Raw genomic sequence first — 19852 nt, forward strand, 5'->3', positions numbered from 1 at the left:
CATAACTGTCGTAAAGTAACATGAAAATCAAAGGTTTGATTATAGCGTTCCTGGTCTGTTCAACACAGATGTTCTATTCTCAAGAAGATGATGGAGTAGTTGCGCTTGCTTTACCGGTACGAAATTCTTTGATGTTCAACCAGTACATGATCAATCCAACCTTTAGTTTTGTCAGACAACAAAACAGGTTTATAAATTTCACCAATAAGCGCGAATGGGTTCAGTTTAATAATGCACCTGAAACTTATATTTTTGGTTATTCAGGAAGGTTTGCTGAAAACATTGGTGCTGGTGTAGGATTGTTTCAACAAAATTTTGGTGTTTTAACAACCTTTGGAGGTGTTGCCAACTTTGCTTACAACGCACGATTAAATACCGATAGCAATCTAACTTTTGGCCTTAATGTGGGCGCTTATAAAAGTGGTTTGAATAGTGGCAGCGTTATAACAAATTTTCCAGATCCTTCTTTAAACAACATTCCTTCAAATTTTTTACTTACCATAAACCCAGGTATCAATTACGGTATGGCCTTTTTAGATATTGGAGTGGCCATTAATAATTTGGCGGTTTACAACTTTAATACCTCTGAATTAATTCAAGACAATCCTGAACAAAGCATTCAAGCCCATTTGATGTACACGGGTTATTTGGATAGCTACGGATTTTTTGCAGAAAGCAGATTTACAGGCTTGCTCCGATCAGAATTTAAAAAAGACCAAACAGTCGTTTCAGGAATTGCGATGCTTCTAGTTCCAAAAGGAATATGGGCACAAGTTGGTTATAATAGCTTGTATGGCGCCTCAGGTGGATTGGGTTTAAACATTACCAAACAAATTGCCATAGAATACAATTATGAAATGGCCATCGGTGAGTTGATGGATTTTGGTCCATCGCACGAAATCACTTTAGCATATAAAATCAGTAGCTACCGAAACTACGATTACAGTCGCGAAGATGAAATAAGCGCACTTATTTCTGGTGATAAGAAAAGAAAACCAGCAGTTAAGAGCACTATCACGAGTGCTCAAGTAGCGGCCAATAAAGAAGCCAAAGCGAATGCATTAGCTGAAGAAAAGGCTAAAGCTGAAGCAGCAGCCCAAGCCAAACAATTAGCGGACGCTAAAGCGAAAGAAGAAGCTGAAGCCGCTAGAAAAGAAGCGGAAGCGAAAGTAGCGGCGATCGAAGTAACCGCAGAAGAAGCACAAAAAGCCAAAGCAGCTGAGGAAGCGAAAGCTAAATTAAAAGCTGAGAACAAAGCCAAAGCGGAGGCTGAAGATCGTTTACGTCAAGACGCTCAGGAAAAAGCTAGAATCATTCAGCAGGCTAGAGTGGAAGCTGCGGCAAAAGAAAAAGCTGAGCAAGAAGCCAAGAAAGCAGCCGAGGCCAAAGCAATTGCAGATGCTGAAAAAGCAAAAGCAGAGGAACAAGCAAGACGCGATGCCGAAGTTTTAGCAAAAGCGGAAGCCGAAAAAGCAAAAGCTGAAGAACAAGCCCGATTATTGGCTGAGGCTAAAGCGCTAGCCGATACTGAAGAAGCAGCAAGATTAGAGGCAGAAGCCAAAGCAGCGGCAGAAGCTTCATCACCAACAGTACTAGATGATAATATGGCTGCTTCCGTGGATGCTATTGATAAATTGACTGAAGATTCCAATGCCTTGATGGCAAGATTCCAGGCCGCAATTGAGAATAAAAATAAAGATTTAATAGATTTAAAAGAGGAGAATGATTTAAGTGATCAAGGCATTGTTACAGATCCAAAACCTTTCAAGAGTGTCACTGCCGAAAACAATGCCATTGAAGCGATAAAAGCTGATTTAGACGAAGTGATAAAAAAGCGAGAAATACGAATAAAAGAATTGGAAGAATTGTATGATGAAAATCAAAGATTTGCTACCATAGTTAATGATACTGTGATGTTATTCTATAAAAACACCATAAAAAAATTAAAGGCAGAGCAACTAAAATCAATTCAATCTAAAGCACTATTAACAGCCACTTTAAAAGATATAAATGAAGCTACCGAATTTGAAAGAAAGCGTCGCATTAAACGTGCAGCTTTTGATAGCGAAAAAGATCGAAATACTCAGGATAAAGCCACTTTACAACGTATTAAACAAACCACACCATTAAGTTCTGAACCCTTAAAAGAAGCGGATTTTGATTTTGGAGAAGAGCAAAGCGGAAATATTCAAATTTTAAAGAATATTAAAAATATTGAGGAAGGTTATTATGTGATTCTTGCGGTACATGGTGCTGTTGACAAAAGAGATGATTTTTTAACCAAGGTGGTCGCAACAGGAGAGAAAAATATCGACTTTTTCTATGACGTGAACACCAGTAAATACTATGTATACTCTCAAAAATTTGAGACTATTGAGGAAGCTAATGATGCATTAAAATCGAAAGGAAGCAAACCATTTAATGGCAAACTATCCATAGTTAAAGCAGAGAATTAAGATTAAATATAATTAAGGTAAAGACCTATTTTTTTACAGTGCCCCATGTGAATAAATAGAATAAAAAAATGATAACCATGAAAAAACCTACTTTTTCAAAAACCGTACTTATTGTTTCCTTTGTGCTATTGGGATTACAATCATTTGCCCAAAACTATGTACCGTTCACACCGCGTTACAATGAAGACATAAAAGGCGATATCGTCCTTATCGGAAACAACATTTTGGGTCCGAATAATGACGCATTTAACGATGTTACCATGTTTAATCACTTGGTCGATATGCAATATATTGATATTGATAGCGATCCATCAACCTTTAGCTCTTCTAGTGCAGACCTAGAAATTGCGAATCCAAATTGCTACCAAATAAAACACGCAGGTTTGTATTGGGGAGCAGTAACCGCAGGAGATGCCTCTATCACCAATGTAAAATTTAAAGGTCCAGAAGGTGATTATTACGATATAGTAGGCGATATTATATTCGATGCAGATGGCACCTCTGTTGATGGTGGTAACAGCTTCTCTTATGCTTGTTATGCAGATGTAACATCTATAGTTACAGGTTTAACAAATGATTTAGGAACTTACACCGTGGCCAATGTTTCAAGTGCAACTGGTAGAACAGCTTCATTTAATCCCTATAATGGAACAGGTTATTCAGCAGGATGGTCTCTTTTTATAGTTTATGAAGATCCTACCTTACCAGGAAAGTCAATTACAAGTTTTGACGGTTTTAGTGCCATTAGCGTGGCTGGTGCAAACCCAACTCTCGATATTCCTATTACTGGATTTAGAACAGTACCTGCACCAACTCCGGTTAGAGCCAACTTTGCATTTGCAACTTTGGAAGGTGATGCACCCATTCAAGGTGATAGATTGAGGTTGAATGGCGTAACATTGTCAACTGCTGATAGGCCAGCAAATAACTTCTTTAATAGTACAGTTACCCAATTAAGTGCCTTGCCTGTAAATAATAGAAATCCGAATAGTGCTAACACTTTAGGATTTGATACTGGTGTAATGGTAGTACCCAATCCTGGTAATACAGTTATTGCCAATGATGCGACTTCTGCTACCGTACGATTAGAAACGAGTCAAGATACTTATTTTCAATATTTTTTCGCTTTTGCGGTTGAAATTATAGAGCCCAATATTGTTCTAACTAAAATAGTTGAAGACGATTTAGGAAATGACATAGGTGGTCAAACCGTAGGACTCTCACAACCATTAAATTATGTTATTGGCTTTCAAAATACTGGTAATGATAATGCTACCAATTTTCAAATTAGAGATATTCTTCCTATCAATATCATTTTTAATTATCCCGAAGACCTTGTATTACCTCCTGGTGTCACTGTCTCTAGTTACGATTCCGCTACCCGAGAACTCGTTTTTGATATTGAAGATTACCTTGTTGAAGAGAATGATCCAGCCTATGAAATTCGAATTGAGGTTATGACCGTTGAAACTTGTAACCAACTTGCCGATGCTTGTTCAAATATTATAAATAATCAGGCATATGCCACCTATAACGGTTTTTTTAATCCCAATTTTACAGTTACAGACGATCCTAGTTTTAGTATAAACACAGGTTGTTTAATAACGCCTCAAGCGACTAACTTTTTAGCAGATCTAGACGATTGTATTTTTCAAGAAGATATCATTCTTTGTGGCGCTACGGTTGAACTGACTGCAGCTAACGGTTACGATGCTTATTCATGGTCAACAAGCCCAACAGGAACGCCTGTAATCGGCACAACACAAACAATCACAGTGTCATCTACTGGAATTTACTACGTTCAAAATACAGCAACAGCACCTTGTCAATCTATAGAACAGCAATTTAATGTTACACTTTTTGGGGGTGATATCTCCAATCCTGTAATTCCATTTGCTGATGAGGTAGTAATCTGTCCAAATGATGGAAAACTACTACCGCTTATATTATTATGCGGTGAAAATGATTCAACCGAAATTCAAACCAATATTTCTGGAGTATCCTCTATTATTTGGGAACAATTAAATGAATCTAGCTGCGATGCTGTATCCAATCAGGATTGCGCCAATGAAAGTACTAATTGTAGCTGGAACCAATTAGGAACCGGACCTAATTTCAATGCGAATTCTGCAGGGCAATTCCGATTAACAATCAATTATTCTGGTGGTTGTTTTAACAGATTCTATTTTAATGTTTATCAGAATCTGTTGAATCCCAATGTAACAGCTACAGATATAGTTTGTAACACTCCGAGCAGCATTACGGTTGGCGGTGTGCCTTCAGGATATGAATACAGTTTAGATGGTATAAACTATCAGCCAAGTAATATTTTTTCGGTTACTTCACCTGGTATTTATTCAGTAAATATTAGACAAATTGGTGTTGATACAAATCCATGTATTTTTTCTGTACCCGATGTACAAATAAGAGAGCGCAATTTTACGGTTTCAACTGTTGTTGAACAACCGCTTTGTAATGGTGATTTGGGAAGCATTTATTTGGCAGCAAATGATGTGGATCCGCAGTATTTCTTTTCACTTTATCAAGGTGCAACTTTAGTGAATAGTGTAGGACCCATCGCCGAAAACACTTATATATTTGCCAACTTAAATCCAGGCACTTACACCGCGAATATTGAAACAGAAGATGGATGTACGCATTCAGAAGATATAGAAATTATTGAACCACCTTTACTAACAGCCACCGCAGCCTTAACCATACCATTAACCTGCACCGATGGTGAGATTACGGTTTATCCAGAAGGCGGAACAGCACCTTATTTTTACTTTGTTAACGGTTCATCCGATTTTCAAACTGTGCCGGAAATTGAGGTTACAGCACCTGGAGTTTTTAATATCTTGGTCATTGACTCCAACAATTGCGAAGCCAATACAACCATTACTGTCGAGGCTATTCCACAGCCAGAATTCGATGTTTCTTTTACAGATATTCTTTGTATGGATCCTAATTCTGGAACCATATCAGTTAATGTCAGTAATGCCAACGGAAATACTTTACAATATAGTATAGATAGTGGTTCAACTTTTTCAGGGTCGTCAGTATTTACAGGTTTATCGGCTGGTGACTATGAGGTTGTTGCTCAGTATAGTTTTGCTTCGTCGGTTTGTTTATCAGATCCGCAAACTATTATAATTTCTGCTGATGATCCTATAATTGGAACCGCAACTTTAACTGCGCCTTATACTTGTGATTCTGACGGAACCATTACTGTAACAGATGTTTCTGGTGGCTCTACACCATATACTTACAGTATTGATGGTGTTAATTTTCAAACAGGAAATACTTTCACTGGCTTGGCAAATGGAACCTATACAATTACTGTACAAGATAGCAGCGGGTGTGCTGAGAATATTAACACCATTACCATAGAGGCTTTAAATCCACCAACCGATTTAACATTTAGTAGTAGTGCGTTGTCTTGTCCATCAAACACTTCAACAGTTACTATCACAGGAACATCCGGTGGTGTTGCACCTTTAGAATATCAAATAATTGCACCAGCATCTGCTGCAACAGCCTACCAAACTTCCAATGAATTTGCAGATTTAGCACCAGGAACTTATACCTTTCAAGTTAGAGATGCTAACGATTGTACCTACAGTGAATCGTTTACCATAACAGCTTTAGATCCTATTATTGTGGTTGGCCAAATTTTGAATGATGTTTCATGTTTTGGGGCAGATGATGGTTCCGCTCAATTCACTGTGTCTGCTACTACTAATTTTTCGTACACTTTTAACGGTGGTACCGCCACCGCAGGTACTTCGCCTGTAATCTTATCAGGATTAGTAGCTGGAACATATACCATTGTTGTGACTGATAATACCACCAATTGCGATGGAACTGCAACGGTTACCGTCAACCAAGCGGCCGTTGACTTGTCTATCACAACAAATGTAAATCCTATTACTTGTTTGCAAAATGGTAGCGTTGTAATCAATGCATCTGGTGGTTGGGGCGGAAATGTATTCAGTTTGACCTTGCCTGACGGAACTGTATTACCCAATCAAAGCAATAACAATTTTACAAATTTAACTCAAGATGGAACCTATACAGTTACTGTTACCGATTCTAACGGCTGTATTGCAACAGATACATTTGATTTGAATACGCCAAATTCGCCTGTCGCTTCCATAGATACAACTTCAGATTTTTGTTACGATACAACCAATGGAGCAAGTATTGAAGTTACCGTGACCTCAGGAGAAGCGCCTTTTGAATACAGTTTGAATGGTGGAGCTTTTCAATCTAGTAATATTTTTAACAATTTAACCCCAGGTGCTTACACAGTTACAGTGAGAGATGCCTTTGGGTGTGTTGTTACCCTATCAGAACAAACCATTGCGCCTCAATTATCTGTGAGTACTGTTTTAACAGACGATTTAGACTGTACCGCTTCACCTGATGCTTTGATTTCAGGAACTATAGTTGGTGGCTATGCCCCGTTTAATTATGCTGTATCTGTTAACGGAGGAGCCATTACTGCTCTGGGAACAACAGGTCCAAATTTTACCTATTCTACAGGAACAGCTGGAACCTATCGTTTTGAGATTACCGATGCCCAAGGCTGTATCATCCAAACAGGTACCACAACCATCAATCCAATTACACCACCAGCTATTAGTACTGTATTACAAACCCAAGATATTTTGTGTAATGGTGATTCTAATGCTGCAATTCAAGTGAGCATCGATACATCATCGGGAACAGCGCCATTTGTTATTAATGTGAATAACGATACAACAGGCGTTAATTACGGCACACAAACTTCAGGATTGCCAGCCGGAACTTATACGGTGACTGTTACTGATGCTAGATCTTGTACTGCTACAGAAACAATTACTATTTCTGAACCAGATGATATTGTTGTTGACTATTTTACCATACCAATTACATGTACCACTGGCGGTATTTCACAAGGTTCTATTATTATTAATAGTGTAAACGGTGGAACAGCACCTTACAATTATTTTGTAACCGGAACCAATGGTTATTCTAATTCTGAAATGAACGCCACAGGTTCTACTTCGGTTAGTTTTGATGTGGTAGATTTTGGATTGTACCAAATTAATGTAGTTGACGCAAACGGATGCTCGGTATTGTTCCAAGATGTTTTGGTGGCTTCCCCACCAGATGATTTGGAAATTACTATCAATACCTCAGTAGATTGTCTAACGGGAGGAGAAGCGGTGGTAAGCGTTAGTTCTACCTTAGCTAGTTCTGGTCCGTTTTTCTTTAGTATTTACCAAGGACCTATTTCGGTGTATCCAAACCCTGCTGGGTCATGGATTCCAGAAGATTCCCCAGGAAGCCAGTCGGCTACCTTTACGGGATTAACTCCTAGTGTGTTATATACATTTATTGTTTACGACGAATCAACGCTATGTAGTTACTACGAACCAGCAACTACACCAATTCCAACCAATTCAACTTTAACAGCCTCTACTGTTTCTGCTAATAATATCACCTGTACAGGCAGCGCCGATGGCAATGTCACTTTTACTGTGAATAGTGTTTATGGAACAGCAACCAACATTTCTTACGAAATTTTTGATTCCTTGTCTCAAAATACTACTGGTATTTCTGGAACAGGCGTTGTTCCTGCATCAGGTTCTGTTACCGTAACCGATTTAGGTCCGTTGCCTTTCGGGAATTACTATGTGCTGATCAGTGAAACCTCTGGCCCAAATACAGGCTGTAGTGTGGTAACTGTAGCGTTTAATATTACTGAGTCTGCTATTCCTTTAAATTTATCAGTTTCAGTTGATCAAAATGCGAATTGTAACGCCGCTTCAGGGGTTATTAGTGCCATTGGTCAAGATGGAACTGCACCGTATCGATATCAAGTGACTACAACAGCTGCGGCTCCATTAGCATCAGACCCGTTATGGGCTTCTGCGAGTAGCTTCAACTTAGACGCTGGTAATTATTATGTACATGTATTAGATGCTTATGGATGTATTGTAACGTCTTCTGAGGTTATTTTACCATCAAATCCTTCACCTGCTATTTCAGCAACAGTCACTAATGATTGTACAGCGGTTGAAGGCGCTTTTGAGATTGATGTGACCTTAGCTTCTGCTGGTGTTGCACCATATAGTTATCGCATTAACGGAAGTGCTTTCCAAACACAAACATTACCATTCACCATATTTAATTTAAACTCGGGTAGTTATACCATTGAGGTAAGAGATGTTAATGGTTGTAGTGATGTGGTGACGGTCGATATTGAAGCACCTATAGGATTAACACCAGCTATTACAGCTTTACCGAGTTGTACAGACGATGATGGTGCGATTACCATGACAGGAATAGGTGGAACTGGAAATTACGTTTATACTATTAGTCCCAATCCAACTTCAATCACCTTATCTGGCAATGTGTTTTCTGGAGTGCCTTCAGGAACTTATACCATCACCATGACAGATACCGTTACCTTGTGTACGGAAGATGTTTCAGTAACGCTTCAAAATGCAACTCCAGTCATTTTCACTACTACTGTAGACGAAGTAAGTTGTCATGGAGGTAGTGACGGTATGATTACAGTTAACTTACCACCAAGTAATAATAACCCGGTATATACATACGAAATTATTGCGCCCATCAGTATTGCGGCTCAAACCTCGAATGTCTTTACAGGATTAGCTACAGGAACCTACACAGTTCAGGTTACCTCTGGTAGAAATTGTGTTGCCACGGAAGATGTTACTATAGGAGAACCTTCGCTATTAGATGTATCGGGAACAGCAACCGATTTTGCTTGTGCTATTGATAATTCGGTGAATACATCTACTCTTACTATTACAGAAGTAGGAGGTACTGCACCTTATTTATATAGCATTAATGGTATTAATTATTTCAGCACAAATACCTTCAATATTATTGATAATGGCAGCATCCAAAACATTACTGTTTATGTGCAAGATGCTAACGGATGTATAGCAACCAATTCAGTAATTGTTAATCCTCTTGAAGAATTAACATCAGCAATAGCAGCGATTGCCACACCTATTGATTGTAACAGTACAGGTACTGTTGAAATTATGGTTACCGGTGGTTCAGGTAATTTTACTTATGAAATGCTTCCAAGCGGAACGCCACAAGCTTCCAATATTTTTGATATTTCAAGTCCAGGCGATTATTATTTCCAAGTAAATGACATTGGTACCGGTTGTTTTATTTCGACCGCACCAATTACTATCGCCCCATTTAATTTAATTGATGTGACGGCGACTGCTAGTACTGATATCACATGTTTTGGAGATACTAACGGTGCAATTCAAATAAATGTGAGCGACTACAATGGCAATTATACATATCAAGTTTTTGACGGTTTAGGAACTGCGGTAACTGGAGTTATTGCTGCCAATACAACTGCTAATCCACAAGAAATAACAGGATTATCAGCTGGTAACTTTACCGTTGAGGTCAATGCAACTGATAGTCCATTTTGCACTGCAACATCCAATGTTGTAACAATTGTTTCACCGCCAACCCCATTAACATTAACACTTACAGAAACAGCAAATGTTACTTGTGATAATAATTCAGGAACGATAACTGCCATTGCTAATGGCGGATTTGGAGGTTATGAATATGAATTAACAGGCACTGCCTCGGTTGCTTATTCTCCTAATGGAAGTTTCACGGGCTTATCGGCTGGTAATTACGTAGTGAATGCGAGAGATGCTGGTGGCTGTATAGTGTCAGAAAATATTGTTCTAATTGAACCAGCTCCAATTACGACAACGTTCACACCGAACATCACTTTGTTATCTTGTTTTGGAGACCAAAATGCAAGCATCACAGTAAGTAACGTAACAGGCGGACAGGGAAATAATTACAGTTACACCTTAAATACCATTTTACCAACTTCAAGTTCGTCAGGGCCACAATCATCGCCAGTATTTAACAATTTAGCAGCTGGAACATATATAGTAACCGTAACAGACGCCTTAAATTGTGATTTCACATCATTAGAAATTGTAATTTCTCAACCAACTCCAATTAATGCAAATCTCGTCGTTGCATCTACACAAACATGCGAGACTGAAACAACACTTACTTTAAGTGCTAATGGTGGAACAGGATCTTATGAATATAGCACTAGCAGCAACTACGCTTCGGTATTGGGAACATTTGTATCATCAGTTACCTTTCCGGTATCCGAAGGAACCTATGCTTATTATGTGAGAGATGCTAATGGATGTGAGGCTAATATTTCTAATGAAATCACCATAGATCCACTTCCAGAGTTAATACTAACTTTAACTTCGACCAATCCAAATATCAATTGTTTTGGTGATAATAACGGAAGCATTACCGCAACTGCTCAAGGTGGTTTGGGGAATTATGTTTACACCCTTGAAGACAACATGGGTAACACCATTCCTGCAACTCAAAATAGTCCTGGTGTGTTTACTGAACTGGTAGCGGGCGATTATGTTGTGATTGTTGAAAGTGGCGACTGCGATGTGGTTTCACAACTGGTAAGCATATCTCAACCGACAGCTCCGTTAGAAGCTACTTTTAATGTTAACGACGTGACTTGTTTTGGTGGCAATGACGGATTTATTGAAATTATAGCCACTGGAGGTACTGGAAACATTCAATATGCTATTTCACCTCAATCCAATCAATTTTTTGATACCAATCGTTTTGAAAATTTAGCACCGGGCGATTACGACGTTATTGTTCAAGATGTTTTAGGTTGTTTTTTAATTTTCAATTTTACAATCACTGAACCAGAACCAGTAATTATTTCAATCGTTGCGGATTCTATATTCCCAGAAGTTTGTGAAGGTGATGCAGATGGTGAATTTAGTATAGAGATTTCTGGAGGAACGGCTCCTTATAGTGTGAGTTTAGATGACTATGATGGTCCATATACAGTTGGAGCTGCAGGGCAAACCCAATTTGATTTTACCGACTTGGGTGGTGGCGACCATGTAGTGTTTGTAAGAGACAGCGAAGGTTGCGAGTCTGAATGGAATATTACCTTCCCCGAATCTGTAAGTTTTAATCCAATGTTACTTATTGAATCTGTTTGTGTGAATGATGCCACAGAAAATGTAGTGACTGTTAACGTTGAAGGCGATATTGATCCTGCGGATTTGGATTATGCTTTAAATGGAGGCGCCTATCAAATGAGTAATGTCTTTACGAATGTACCTGTTGGAACTGATCATTATATAGAAGTACGCCATACAAATGGCTGTATTCAAACAACAGAATTTTTTAACGTAGAGCAGTATGAACCATTGGTAATAGCTTTGAATGAAGGCAATCTTAATGAAATAATTGCAGTAACTGCTGGTGGTACTGGTGATTATCAATACACATTGAATGGGGTAGATTATGGTGACACTAGTACCTTCACAATAACTGAAACTGGAAATTACACGGTGGTTGTTACCGACAACAGTGGCTGCTCTGCTTCAGCTACCATATTTAGAGAGTTTGTAGACATCTGTATTCCTAATTACTTCACACCAAATGGAGACGGCGTAAATGATGGATGGGCGCCAGGTTGTGTTCAGAATTATCCAAATTTAGAGTTTGACATATTTGATAGATACGGACGTAAGGTTGGCACCTATAGAGTCGGTCAATACTGGGATGGAAGATATAACAATAAGGAACTGCCAACTGGCGATTACTGGTATGTAGTTAGGCTGAATAGCTCTACTAATGACCGTGATTTTGTTGGTCACTTTACACTTTATAGATAAAAATCATGAATAAGCTGAGTTAATTGAAAAAACGAAAAGACATGAAAAAATTTCTAAAATATTTCCTCTTTATAGCAGTTACATATACCTATGGACAAGAGTTGAATTTACCAGTTTGGACTCAGTATTTGGCGGATAACGAGTTTGTGATATCGCCAACATTTGCAGGAATTGGCGATAACTTGAGAGTTAGAGTGAACGGCTTAACACAATGGGTTGGTATTAAAGACGCTCCTGACAACCAATCATTTTATGTTGATATGAGGATATCAAATCGGTCAGGAGTAGGTGTGTCTGCCTACAATGATAAAAATGGTAACACGCGCCAAACAGGCGTGAAATTCTCCTTTGCCCATCATTTGGTTTTAGATTATTACACCAAACAGTTTTTGTCTTTCGGACTTTCCTATAACATCAACGCTTTTAAAATTGATATTCATAATTTTCAACCAACTATTGAGATGCCAATTTTAGATCCAGCAATTACCGATGATAGAGCCATCTCAAATCATAACTTCGACGTTGGATTTTTATACCGGTACAAGGAGTTTTTCTTTAGTTTTAATGCTAATAATATTTTAGAAAAAGACATCAATGATTTTAATGGCTTTGAACCAAATACCATCAGAAATTATCAAGTGTATTCTGGATATGTTATGAGAAGTAATTATAACAAAAATATAGAATACGAACCTTCAGTGTTTTTCCAATTATTTGGAAGCGATGGCCGTTCAGCTACCGATATCAATTTTAAATATAGAAAGTATACGAGAGGTGAAGATTATTACTGGATTGGAGCATCGTATCGTTTTTTAAACGATCAGTTTTTGAAACCTTTAAATGTTGGCCCAATGGCTGGTATCATGAAATCTAAAATGTATTTCGCATACTCATACCAAATTACGACTAACGATTTAGCAGGATACAATTCAGGGACGCATATGGTCACTATTGGATTAGATTTTCTTCAAGGTATTAGTGATTGTCCGTGTACGAAGAGTAAAATCAATAAGTTTTAACACAATAACAAGCTGCTTAGTCTGGGAATAGTCACCATCACTTCAAAAGTTAAAAATGTTATATTTTAAGAACATAAACTTTGTCTTTAATTTTATTCATCGTAATATTGCAATATATAATTGTAAGTGAATCGTTGTACTTATATAAATCTGTTCCAAATGAAACTATCCGAAATCAAACAAATTTTAGTCAACCAAAAAACTATTGCTTTTCAACTACCCGATGGCCAATTAGTGCCTGCTCATTTCCACGTTACTGAGGTTGGTAAAGTTCAAAAAGACTTTATTGATTGCGGTGGCACTGTTAGAAGTGAAACTGTCGTAAATTTTCAATTGTGGGAAGCCAATGATTATGATCACCGTTTACATCCCGAAAAATTATTGAATATTATAGAATTATCAGAGCGTATTTTTAATTTGCCTAATGCCGACATTGAAGTAGAATACCAAGCGCAAACCATTGGAAAATTCGGATTAGATTTTGACGGTAAAAACTTTATGTTAACCACCAAAATGACCGATTGTCTCGCTAAAGATAATTGCGGTATTCCACCTGAAAAACTAAAAGTAAGAATTGGCGAAAGGCAAAAATCTACTGCTTGTTGCTCGCCAGAATCTGGTTGTTGTTAATTGTAACAAGATTTAATTTTTCAACTTAACTGATATAGATAATTAAGAAGTAGGTTTAGTTTCTTTCGAGAGCTAACTAACCAATTTTCCGTAACTTTATAAAAAATTGCACGCCTCATTGTTAACGAGGCCATTTAATCATTTCAGTTGAAAATCATTAGGTTCACCAAAAAAGGACTGTACTGCATTCCCGGAAAATTTTATCTCGATCCTTGGGGTCAAGTTGATTATGCTGTAATCTCCCACGGACACGCGGATCATGCCCGATGGGGTATGAAACACTACCTTTGCGTAGACGATTCTAAAGCCATTTTAAAACACCGCATTGGTCAAGATATTTCTATCGAAAGCTTGCCTTACGGAATAGAAAAAACTATCAACGGCGTCAAATTGAGTTTCCATCCGGCCGGGCATATCATTGGTTCTGCTCAAATTAGATTGGAATACAAAGGCCATGTCACCGTTTTTACTGGTGATTATAAAACAAATGCCGATAGTCTTACTATTCCTTTTCAACCCGTAAAATGCCACACTTTTATTACCGAAAGTACTTTTGGATTGCCTATTTATCACTGGCAGGACGATGCCATCATAAGACAGCAAATGCAGAATTGGGTGCTAAGCAATCAACAGCAAAATAAAACAAGTGTTTTTGTGGGTTATTCGCTTGGGAAATCGCAACGCATCATGTCCCTATTAGATGGCTGTGCGCCTATGCTGGTTCACAATGCCATTTATCAATTGAATGAAGTTATTAGAAGTTCTGGTATCAAACTTCCTCAAGCCGATTTATGGCAAGCCACCACCGATAAAAATTTGCTTCAGAATAACATTGTTATCGTGCCACCGGCTTTAATTGGAAGTAATATGATCAAACGCATTCCTAATGCCGCCATTGCCTTGTGTTCGGGTTGGATGCAAATAAGAGGGCACCGGCGTTGGCAAGCGGTTGATGCTGGATTTGTAGTAAGCGACCATGCCGATTGGAATGGTTTAATTTCAGCAGTAAAAGCCACCGAAGCCGAACAGGTTTACGTCACACATGGCTATCAGGAAACTTTTGCCCGTTACCTTAACGAGATTGGTATTTCTGCCGCTGAGGTCAAAACAGAATACGGAAGTTACGAAGATGCAGAAGCCAAAGAAACTGAATTACCAAAAAGTGCATGAAACAGTTTGCAGCACTCATACAGCAGTTAGAGCTCACCAATAAAACAAACGCCAAAATTGAGGCGATGGTGCGGTATTTTAGCACTGCACCCAATAAAGATAAACTTTGGTTGATTGCATTGTTCACAGGTAAACGTCCCAAACGTCCTGTAAAAACATCATTGATGAAAGAATGGTGTCTTGAAATCACTGGTCTGCCCGAGTGGTTGTTTTTAGAAAGTTACAGTGCTGTGGGCGATTTAGGCGAAACTTTGTCGCTTTTATTACCGCCCCCAAAACAGCAAAGTGATAAAACTTTAAGCCAGGTCATTCAAGACCTAAAAGTGATTAAAAACTTTTCGGATGAAGAGAAAAAAACATATATCCTTGAAACATGGGACAGTTTTGAAACACACCAACGCTTTTTAATAAACAAACTTATTGGAGGTAGTTTTCGGGTGGGTGTTTCTAAAAAACTACTGGTAAATGCGTTGTCTAAATATTCAGGAGTTGAATCTAATCAACTTATGCACAGTATTATTGGAAATTGGACGGTAGATGATATCACTTTTGAGGATTTAATTGAAGGTAAACATATTAATTACGACAATTCTAAACCGTACCCGTTTTGCTTGGCTTATGCTTTGGATAAACCTACCCACGAATTAGGTGATGTTCAAAACTGGCAAATAGAATACAAATGGGATGGTATTCGCGGACAACTAATCAAGCGGGATAATACGGTGTTTATTTGGAGTAGAGGTGAAGAACTAGTCACCAAACAATTCCCAGAACTGGTTGAAGCAGTTCAAAATTTACCAGATAGTTTTGTCTTGGATGGTGAGATATTGGCCATGAAAGATGCCAATGTGCTTCAGTTTAACGATCTTCAAAAACGTCTCAATCGTAAAAATGTAAGCAAGGCCTTGATGGCTGAAGTGCCTGTAAATTTTCGAATTTACGACATACTCGAATGGAATGGCGTTGATATCAGGAGTGAAGCATTGATCAACAGACAAACACATATCAATAAAATTCTGAATTTTGAAAATCAAACTGCCTTATCACAATCTCATGAACTAAATGTTCGTTCGTGGGATGATGTAAAAGCGTTTCGTGAAGAAGCGCGCAGTCAAAATTCGGAAGGGTTGATGCTCAAATTAAAACAATCCCCGTATCACACTGGTCGCATCAAAGGCGATTGGTGGAAATGGAAAGTAGATCCGCTATGTATCGATGCGGTATTAATTTATGCTCAAAAGGGTAGTGGTAGGCGCAGTGGCTTTTACACAGACTATACTTTTGCTGTAAGAGATGGCGACAAACTAGTAAATATTGCCAAAGCCTATTCGGGGTTGACCAATGAGGAAATTAAGGAAGTCAGCAAATTCGTTACCAAAAATGCCACCGAAAAATTTGGCCCTGTACGTACTGTTATACCCGAATTGGTATTTGAAATTGCCTTTGAAGGCATTGCGCTCAGCAATCGGCATAAATCTGGTGTGGCCTTGCGATTCCCAAGAATTGCCCGTTGGCGAAAGGATAAATTGGTATCTGAAATTGATGATATTGATTCGGTCAAACTACTTATCACAGCCAACTCATGAAAAACACCTTCACAACAACAACTGGCTACGAAATGGTAGTGCAATGGATGGCCAAAAACGGTAACGCACCATTCGATTTTCAGCAGAAAAGTTGGAAGGCATATCACGAAGGTAAAAGTGGGATGGTAGTGGCGCCTACGGGTTTTGGAAAAACCTTTTCAATTTTTTTAGCGGTGGTGATTGATTATTTAAATCATCCGGAAGCCTATCAAAAAGGATTAAAATTGCTTTGGGTGAGTCCGTTGCGTTCCCTAGCCAAAGATTTAGCCAAAGCCATGAGCGAAGCCATTTTAGATATTGGTTTAGATTGGGAAGTTTCGGTACGAAATGGCGATACGCCTCAAAATATGCGACGCTCACAAGAGCGCTTAATGCCAGATATTTTAATCACCACTCCAGAAACCATCCAATTAATGTTTACTCAAAAGGACAATTCCCGTTGGTTTAAGCACCTCAATTGTTTGGTGGTAGATGAATGGCACGAGCTTTTGGGTAGCAAGCGCGGAGTATTGACCGAGCTGGCCGTTTGCAGAATGTTAGAAATCCAGCCAAAACTCCGCATATGGGGCATCACTGCCACCATCGGAAATTTGGAAGAAGCTGCTGAAGTTTTACTGCCATATTCACAGCTTAAAATACAATTCATCACTTCAAAACTCAAAAAGAAAATAGACATCCAACCGGTATTTCCAGACACGGTTGAATTGTTGCCATGGGCGGGTCATTTGGGTAAGAGTATGGCGACCAAAATTATCCCCATCATTCATAAACACCGTACCACACTAATTTTTACCAACACCCGCGGACAAGCAGAATTGTGGTATCAAATTATTTTAGAAGCGGCGCCAGAGTTGGCTGGTTTGCTGGCCATTCACCATGGATCTATAGATGGGAAATTACGTATTTGGATTGAAGACAGCATCGCTTCAGGGCAGTTAAAAGCGGTGATTTGTACCTCGTCTTTAGATTTGGGTGTGGATTTTAAACCAGTAGATTGTGTGATTCAAATAGGATCAGCCAAAGGTATTGCCAGATTTGTACAACGCGCTGGTCGCAGCGGGCATTCGCCTTATGAAACGTCGGTTATTTATTTGGTGCCCACCAATACCTTGGAATTGTTAGAGGCTTCTGCTTTAAAACAAGCCTATAAAGACAACCATTTAGAAACCCGAACACCCATTGTTTTAGCTTACGATGTACTGGTGCAGTATTTGGTGACGCTTGCCACAGGTGAAGGTTTTAAGTTGAAGGAAGTTTTCAATCAACTAAAACAAACCCATGCGTATCATTATTTAACTGAAGCAGATTTTGCCTGGGCTATTCAGTTCATCACTCAAGGTGGTAGCACTTTAAAGTCTTATGAAGAATTTCATAAAGTGATGAAAGACGACGAAGGAATTTATCGTGTGAAAAACCGCCGCATCAGCATGTTGCATCGCATGAATGTTGGTGTGATTGTGAGTGATGCCATGTTGCGGGTTAAATTTATATCGGGAGGTTATATTGGTATGATTGAGGAATTTTTTATTTCGAAATTAAAACCAAAATCAGCCTTTATTTTAGCGGGTAGAACTTTGGAACTCGATAAAGTGAAGGACATGACCGTTTATGTTAAAAGTTCGAAAGCAAAAAACGCCATAGCACCTAGTTGGATGGGCGGAAGATTGCCCCTAAGTTCTAAGTTAAGTTCTTATTTAAGGTTGAAATTATCTGAAGCCAACACTCCTAATAACGATAAAGAATTGCAGTTTTTGAATCCGTTATGGAATTTTCAACTCAGTCAATCTCATATTCCTAAACACGACGAATTTTTAGTAGAATACATCCAAACCAAAGATGGCTATCATTTATTTATGTATCCGTTTGAAGGCCGATTGGTGCACGAAGTCATGTCTGCACTCATCGCCTACCGACTGGGCAAGCTTAAACCCATTACTTTTACGATGGCTATGAATGACTACGGATTTGAGTTATTAAGCGATTTGCCAATTCCTGTAGATGAAACGGTTTTAAAGACTTTACTTTCCGAAGACAACTTAATGGAAGATGTGATTGGCAGTATCAACGCTTCCGAAATGGCCTCCAGAGCATTTAGAGATATAGCCGTGATTTCCGGATTGGTGGTGCAATCGGCATTTGGACAATCAAAAACCAACAAAAGTTTGCAGTCGTCTTCAGGATTAATTTTTAGAGTTTTGGAAGAGCATGAGGCTCAAAATTTATTGTTGCGTCAGGCTTATGAGGAAGTATTCAATCAGCAGTTAGAAGAGGCCAGACTGCGCGAAGCCATTCAACGAATTAATAAAGGCGAATTGGTGTTTAAAACTTTAACCTCATTCACACCACTTAGTTTCCCAATCAAAGTAGATAGCTTGCGAGAATCGTTAAGTAGCGAGCAATTAGACAAGCGCATCAAGCGACTTCAGCAACAGCAACAACAATGGCAAAAAATTTAAATATAGTCGAACATACCGTTGAATTTGCTGGACAGCAATTGGTGCTCACCAATTTGTCTGCATTATATATACCTGAACTAAAAGCTTTGGTGTTAGCAGATATACACATTGGTAAATCCACTCATTTTCAGAAGCATGGAATCGCCATACCGAATACTATTTTCAGAAATGATTTGAATAAACTTGAAATGTTAATTCATCATTTCAACCCTCAAAAAATCATAGTGGTTGGAGATATGTTTCATGCTGAAAACAATTCAGAAATTCAACAATTTAAAGATTGGAAAACACAAAACTCAGATGTTCAATTTGTGCTCATTAAAGGCAATCATGATCGCTATTATCACTCAATTTATAAAGATTTGGATGTTGAAATTATGCAAAATGAATTGACATGGGAAGGCATCACGTTTATACATAATTTAGAACATTATAGAGTTGAAGGTTGCACTGTTTCAGGACATTTACACCCTGGTATTTATTTAAAAGCCAAAGCCAGACAACACATCAAATTACCATGTTTCGCCATTGGGAAACAGCATTTAATACTGCCTGCATTTTCAGAATTCACAGGTTTAAATGCCCGATTAGATAGTCATAGTTTTAAGTTTTTTGCTTTTACTGAGACGGGATTTTTTGAGTTTTAATACTTATTGGAATACAGCTTTTTAACCACTAAGTTCTCAAAGTATGCACAAAGTACTCAAAGTAAAAAACATGATAATAAAAAAACCTTTGTGGTCTTTGTGTTGATCTTAAATACCTTTGTGGTTATAAAAAATC

8 protein-coding genes are annotated in these 19852 nt (G+C 38.4%); all 8 read left to right on the forward strand.

The genetic code is table 11. The features are described 5' to 3' along the window. Positions 1-20 precede the first annotated feature (20 nt). The 8 genes from V7Z48_RS09180 to pdeM all read left to right on the forward strand — a co-directional run bounded on the left by V7Z48_RS09180 (position 21) and on the right by pdeM (position 19716). On the forward strand, positions 21-2456 hold the full coding sequence (locus tag V7Z48_RS09180; RefSeq protein WP_334113120.1) for a PorP/SprF family type IX secretion system membrane protein: 2436 nt from the start codon (positions 21-23) through the stop codon (positions 2454-2456). Positions 2457-2533: 77 nt separating this feature from the next. Continuing rightward, on the forward strand, positions 2534-12208 hold the full coding sequence (locus V7Z48_RS09185; protein WP_334113121.1) for a T9SS type B sorting domain-containing protein: 9675 nt from the start codon (positions 2534-2536) through the stop codon (positions 12206-12208). Positions 12209-12249: 41 nt separating this feature from the next. Beyond that, positions 12250-13227, forward strand: a complete 978-nt coding sequence (locus tag V7Z48_RS09190; RefSeq protein ID WP_334113122.1) for a PorP/SprF family type IX secretion system membrane protein — start codon at positions 12250-12252, stop codon at positions 13225-13227. 159 nt (positions 13228-13386) lie between these two features. Further along, positions 13387-13857, forward strand: coding sequence for a DUF6428 family protein (locus tag V7Z48_RS09195; protein ID WP_334113123.1), 471 nt, complete (start codon positions 13387-13389; stop codon positions 13855-13857). A 147-nt stretch (positions 13858-14004) separates the two neighbouring features. Then, positions 14005-15027, forward strand: a complete 1023-nt coding sequence (locus V7Z48_RS09200; protein ID WP_334113124.1) for a ligase-associated DNA damage response exonuclease — start codon at positions 14005-14007, stop codon at positions 15025-15027. Further along, entirely contained in the window at positions 15024-16613 is a 1590-nt protein-coding gene (locus tag V7Z48_RS09205; protein WP_334113125.1) for an ATP-dependent DNA ligase, read from the forward strand. The genes V7Z48_RS09200 and V7Z48_RS09205 overlap by 4 nt, the downstream gene beginning before the upstream one ends. Beyond that, entirely contained in the window at positions 16610-19069 is a 2460-nt protein-coding gene (locus tag V7Z48_RS09210) for a ligase-associated DNA damage response DEXH box helicase (RefSeq protein ID WP_334113126.1), read from the forward strand. The genes V7Z48_RS09205 and V7Z48_RS09210 overlap by 4 nt, the downstream gene beginning before the upstream one ends. Next, positions 19054-19716 (forward strand): ligase-associated DNA damage response endonuclease PdeM, encoded by a 663-nt coding sequence (gene pdeM, locus V7Z48_RS09215; RefSeq protein WP_334113127.1) that lies wholly within the window; start codon positions 19054-19056, stop codon positions 19714-19716. Before V7Z48_RS09210 ends, pdeM begins: the two co-directional genes overlap by 16 nt. Positions 19717-19852: the final 136 nt, after the last annotated feature.

Source organism: Paucihalobacter sp. (assembly GCF_036825875.1).
Classification (GTDB): Bacteria; Bacteroidota; Bacteroidia; order Flavobacteriales; family Flavobacteriaceae; genus Paucihalobacter.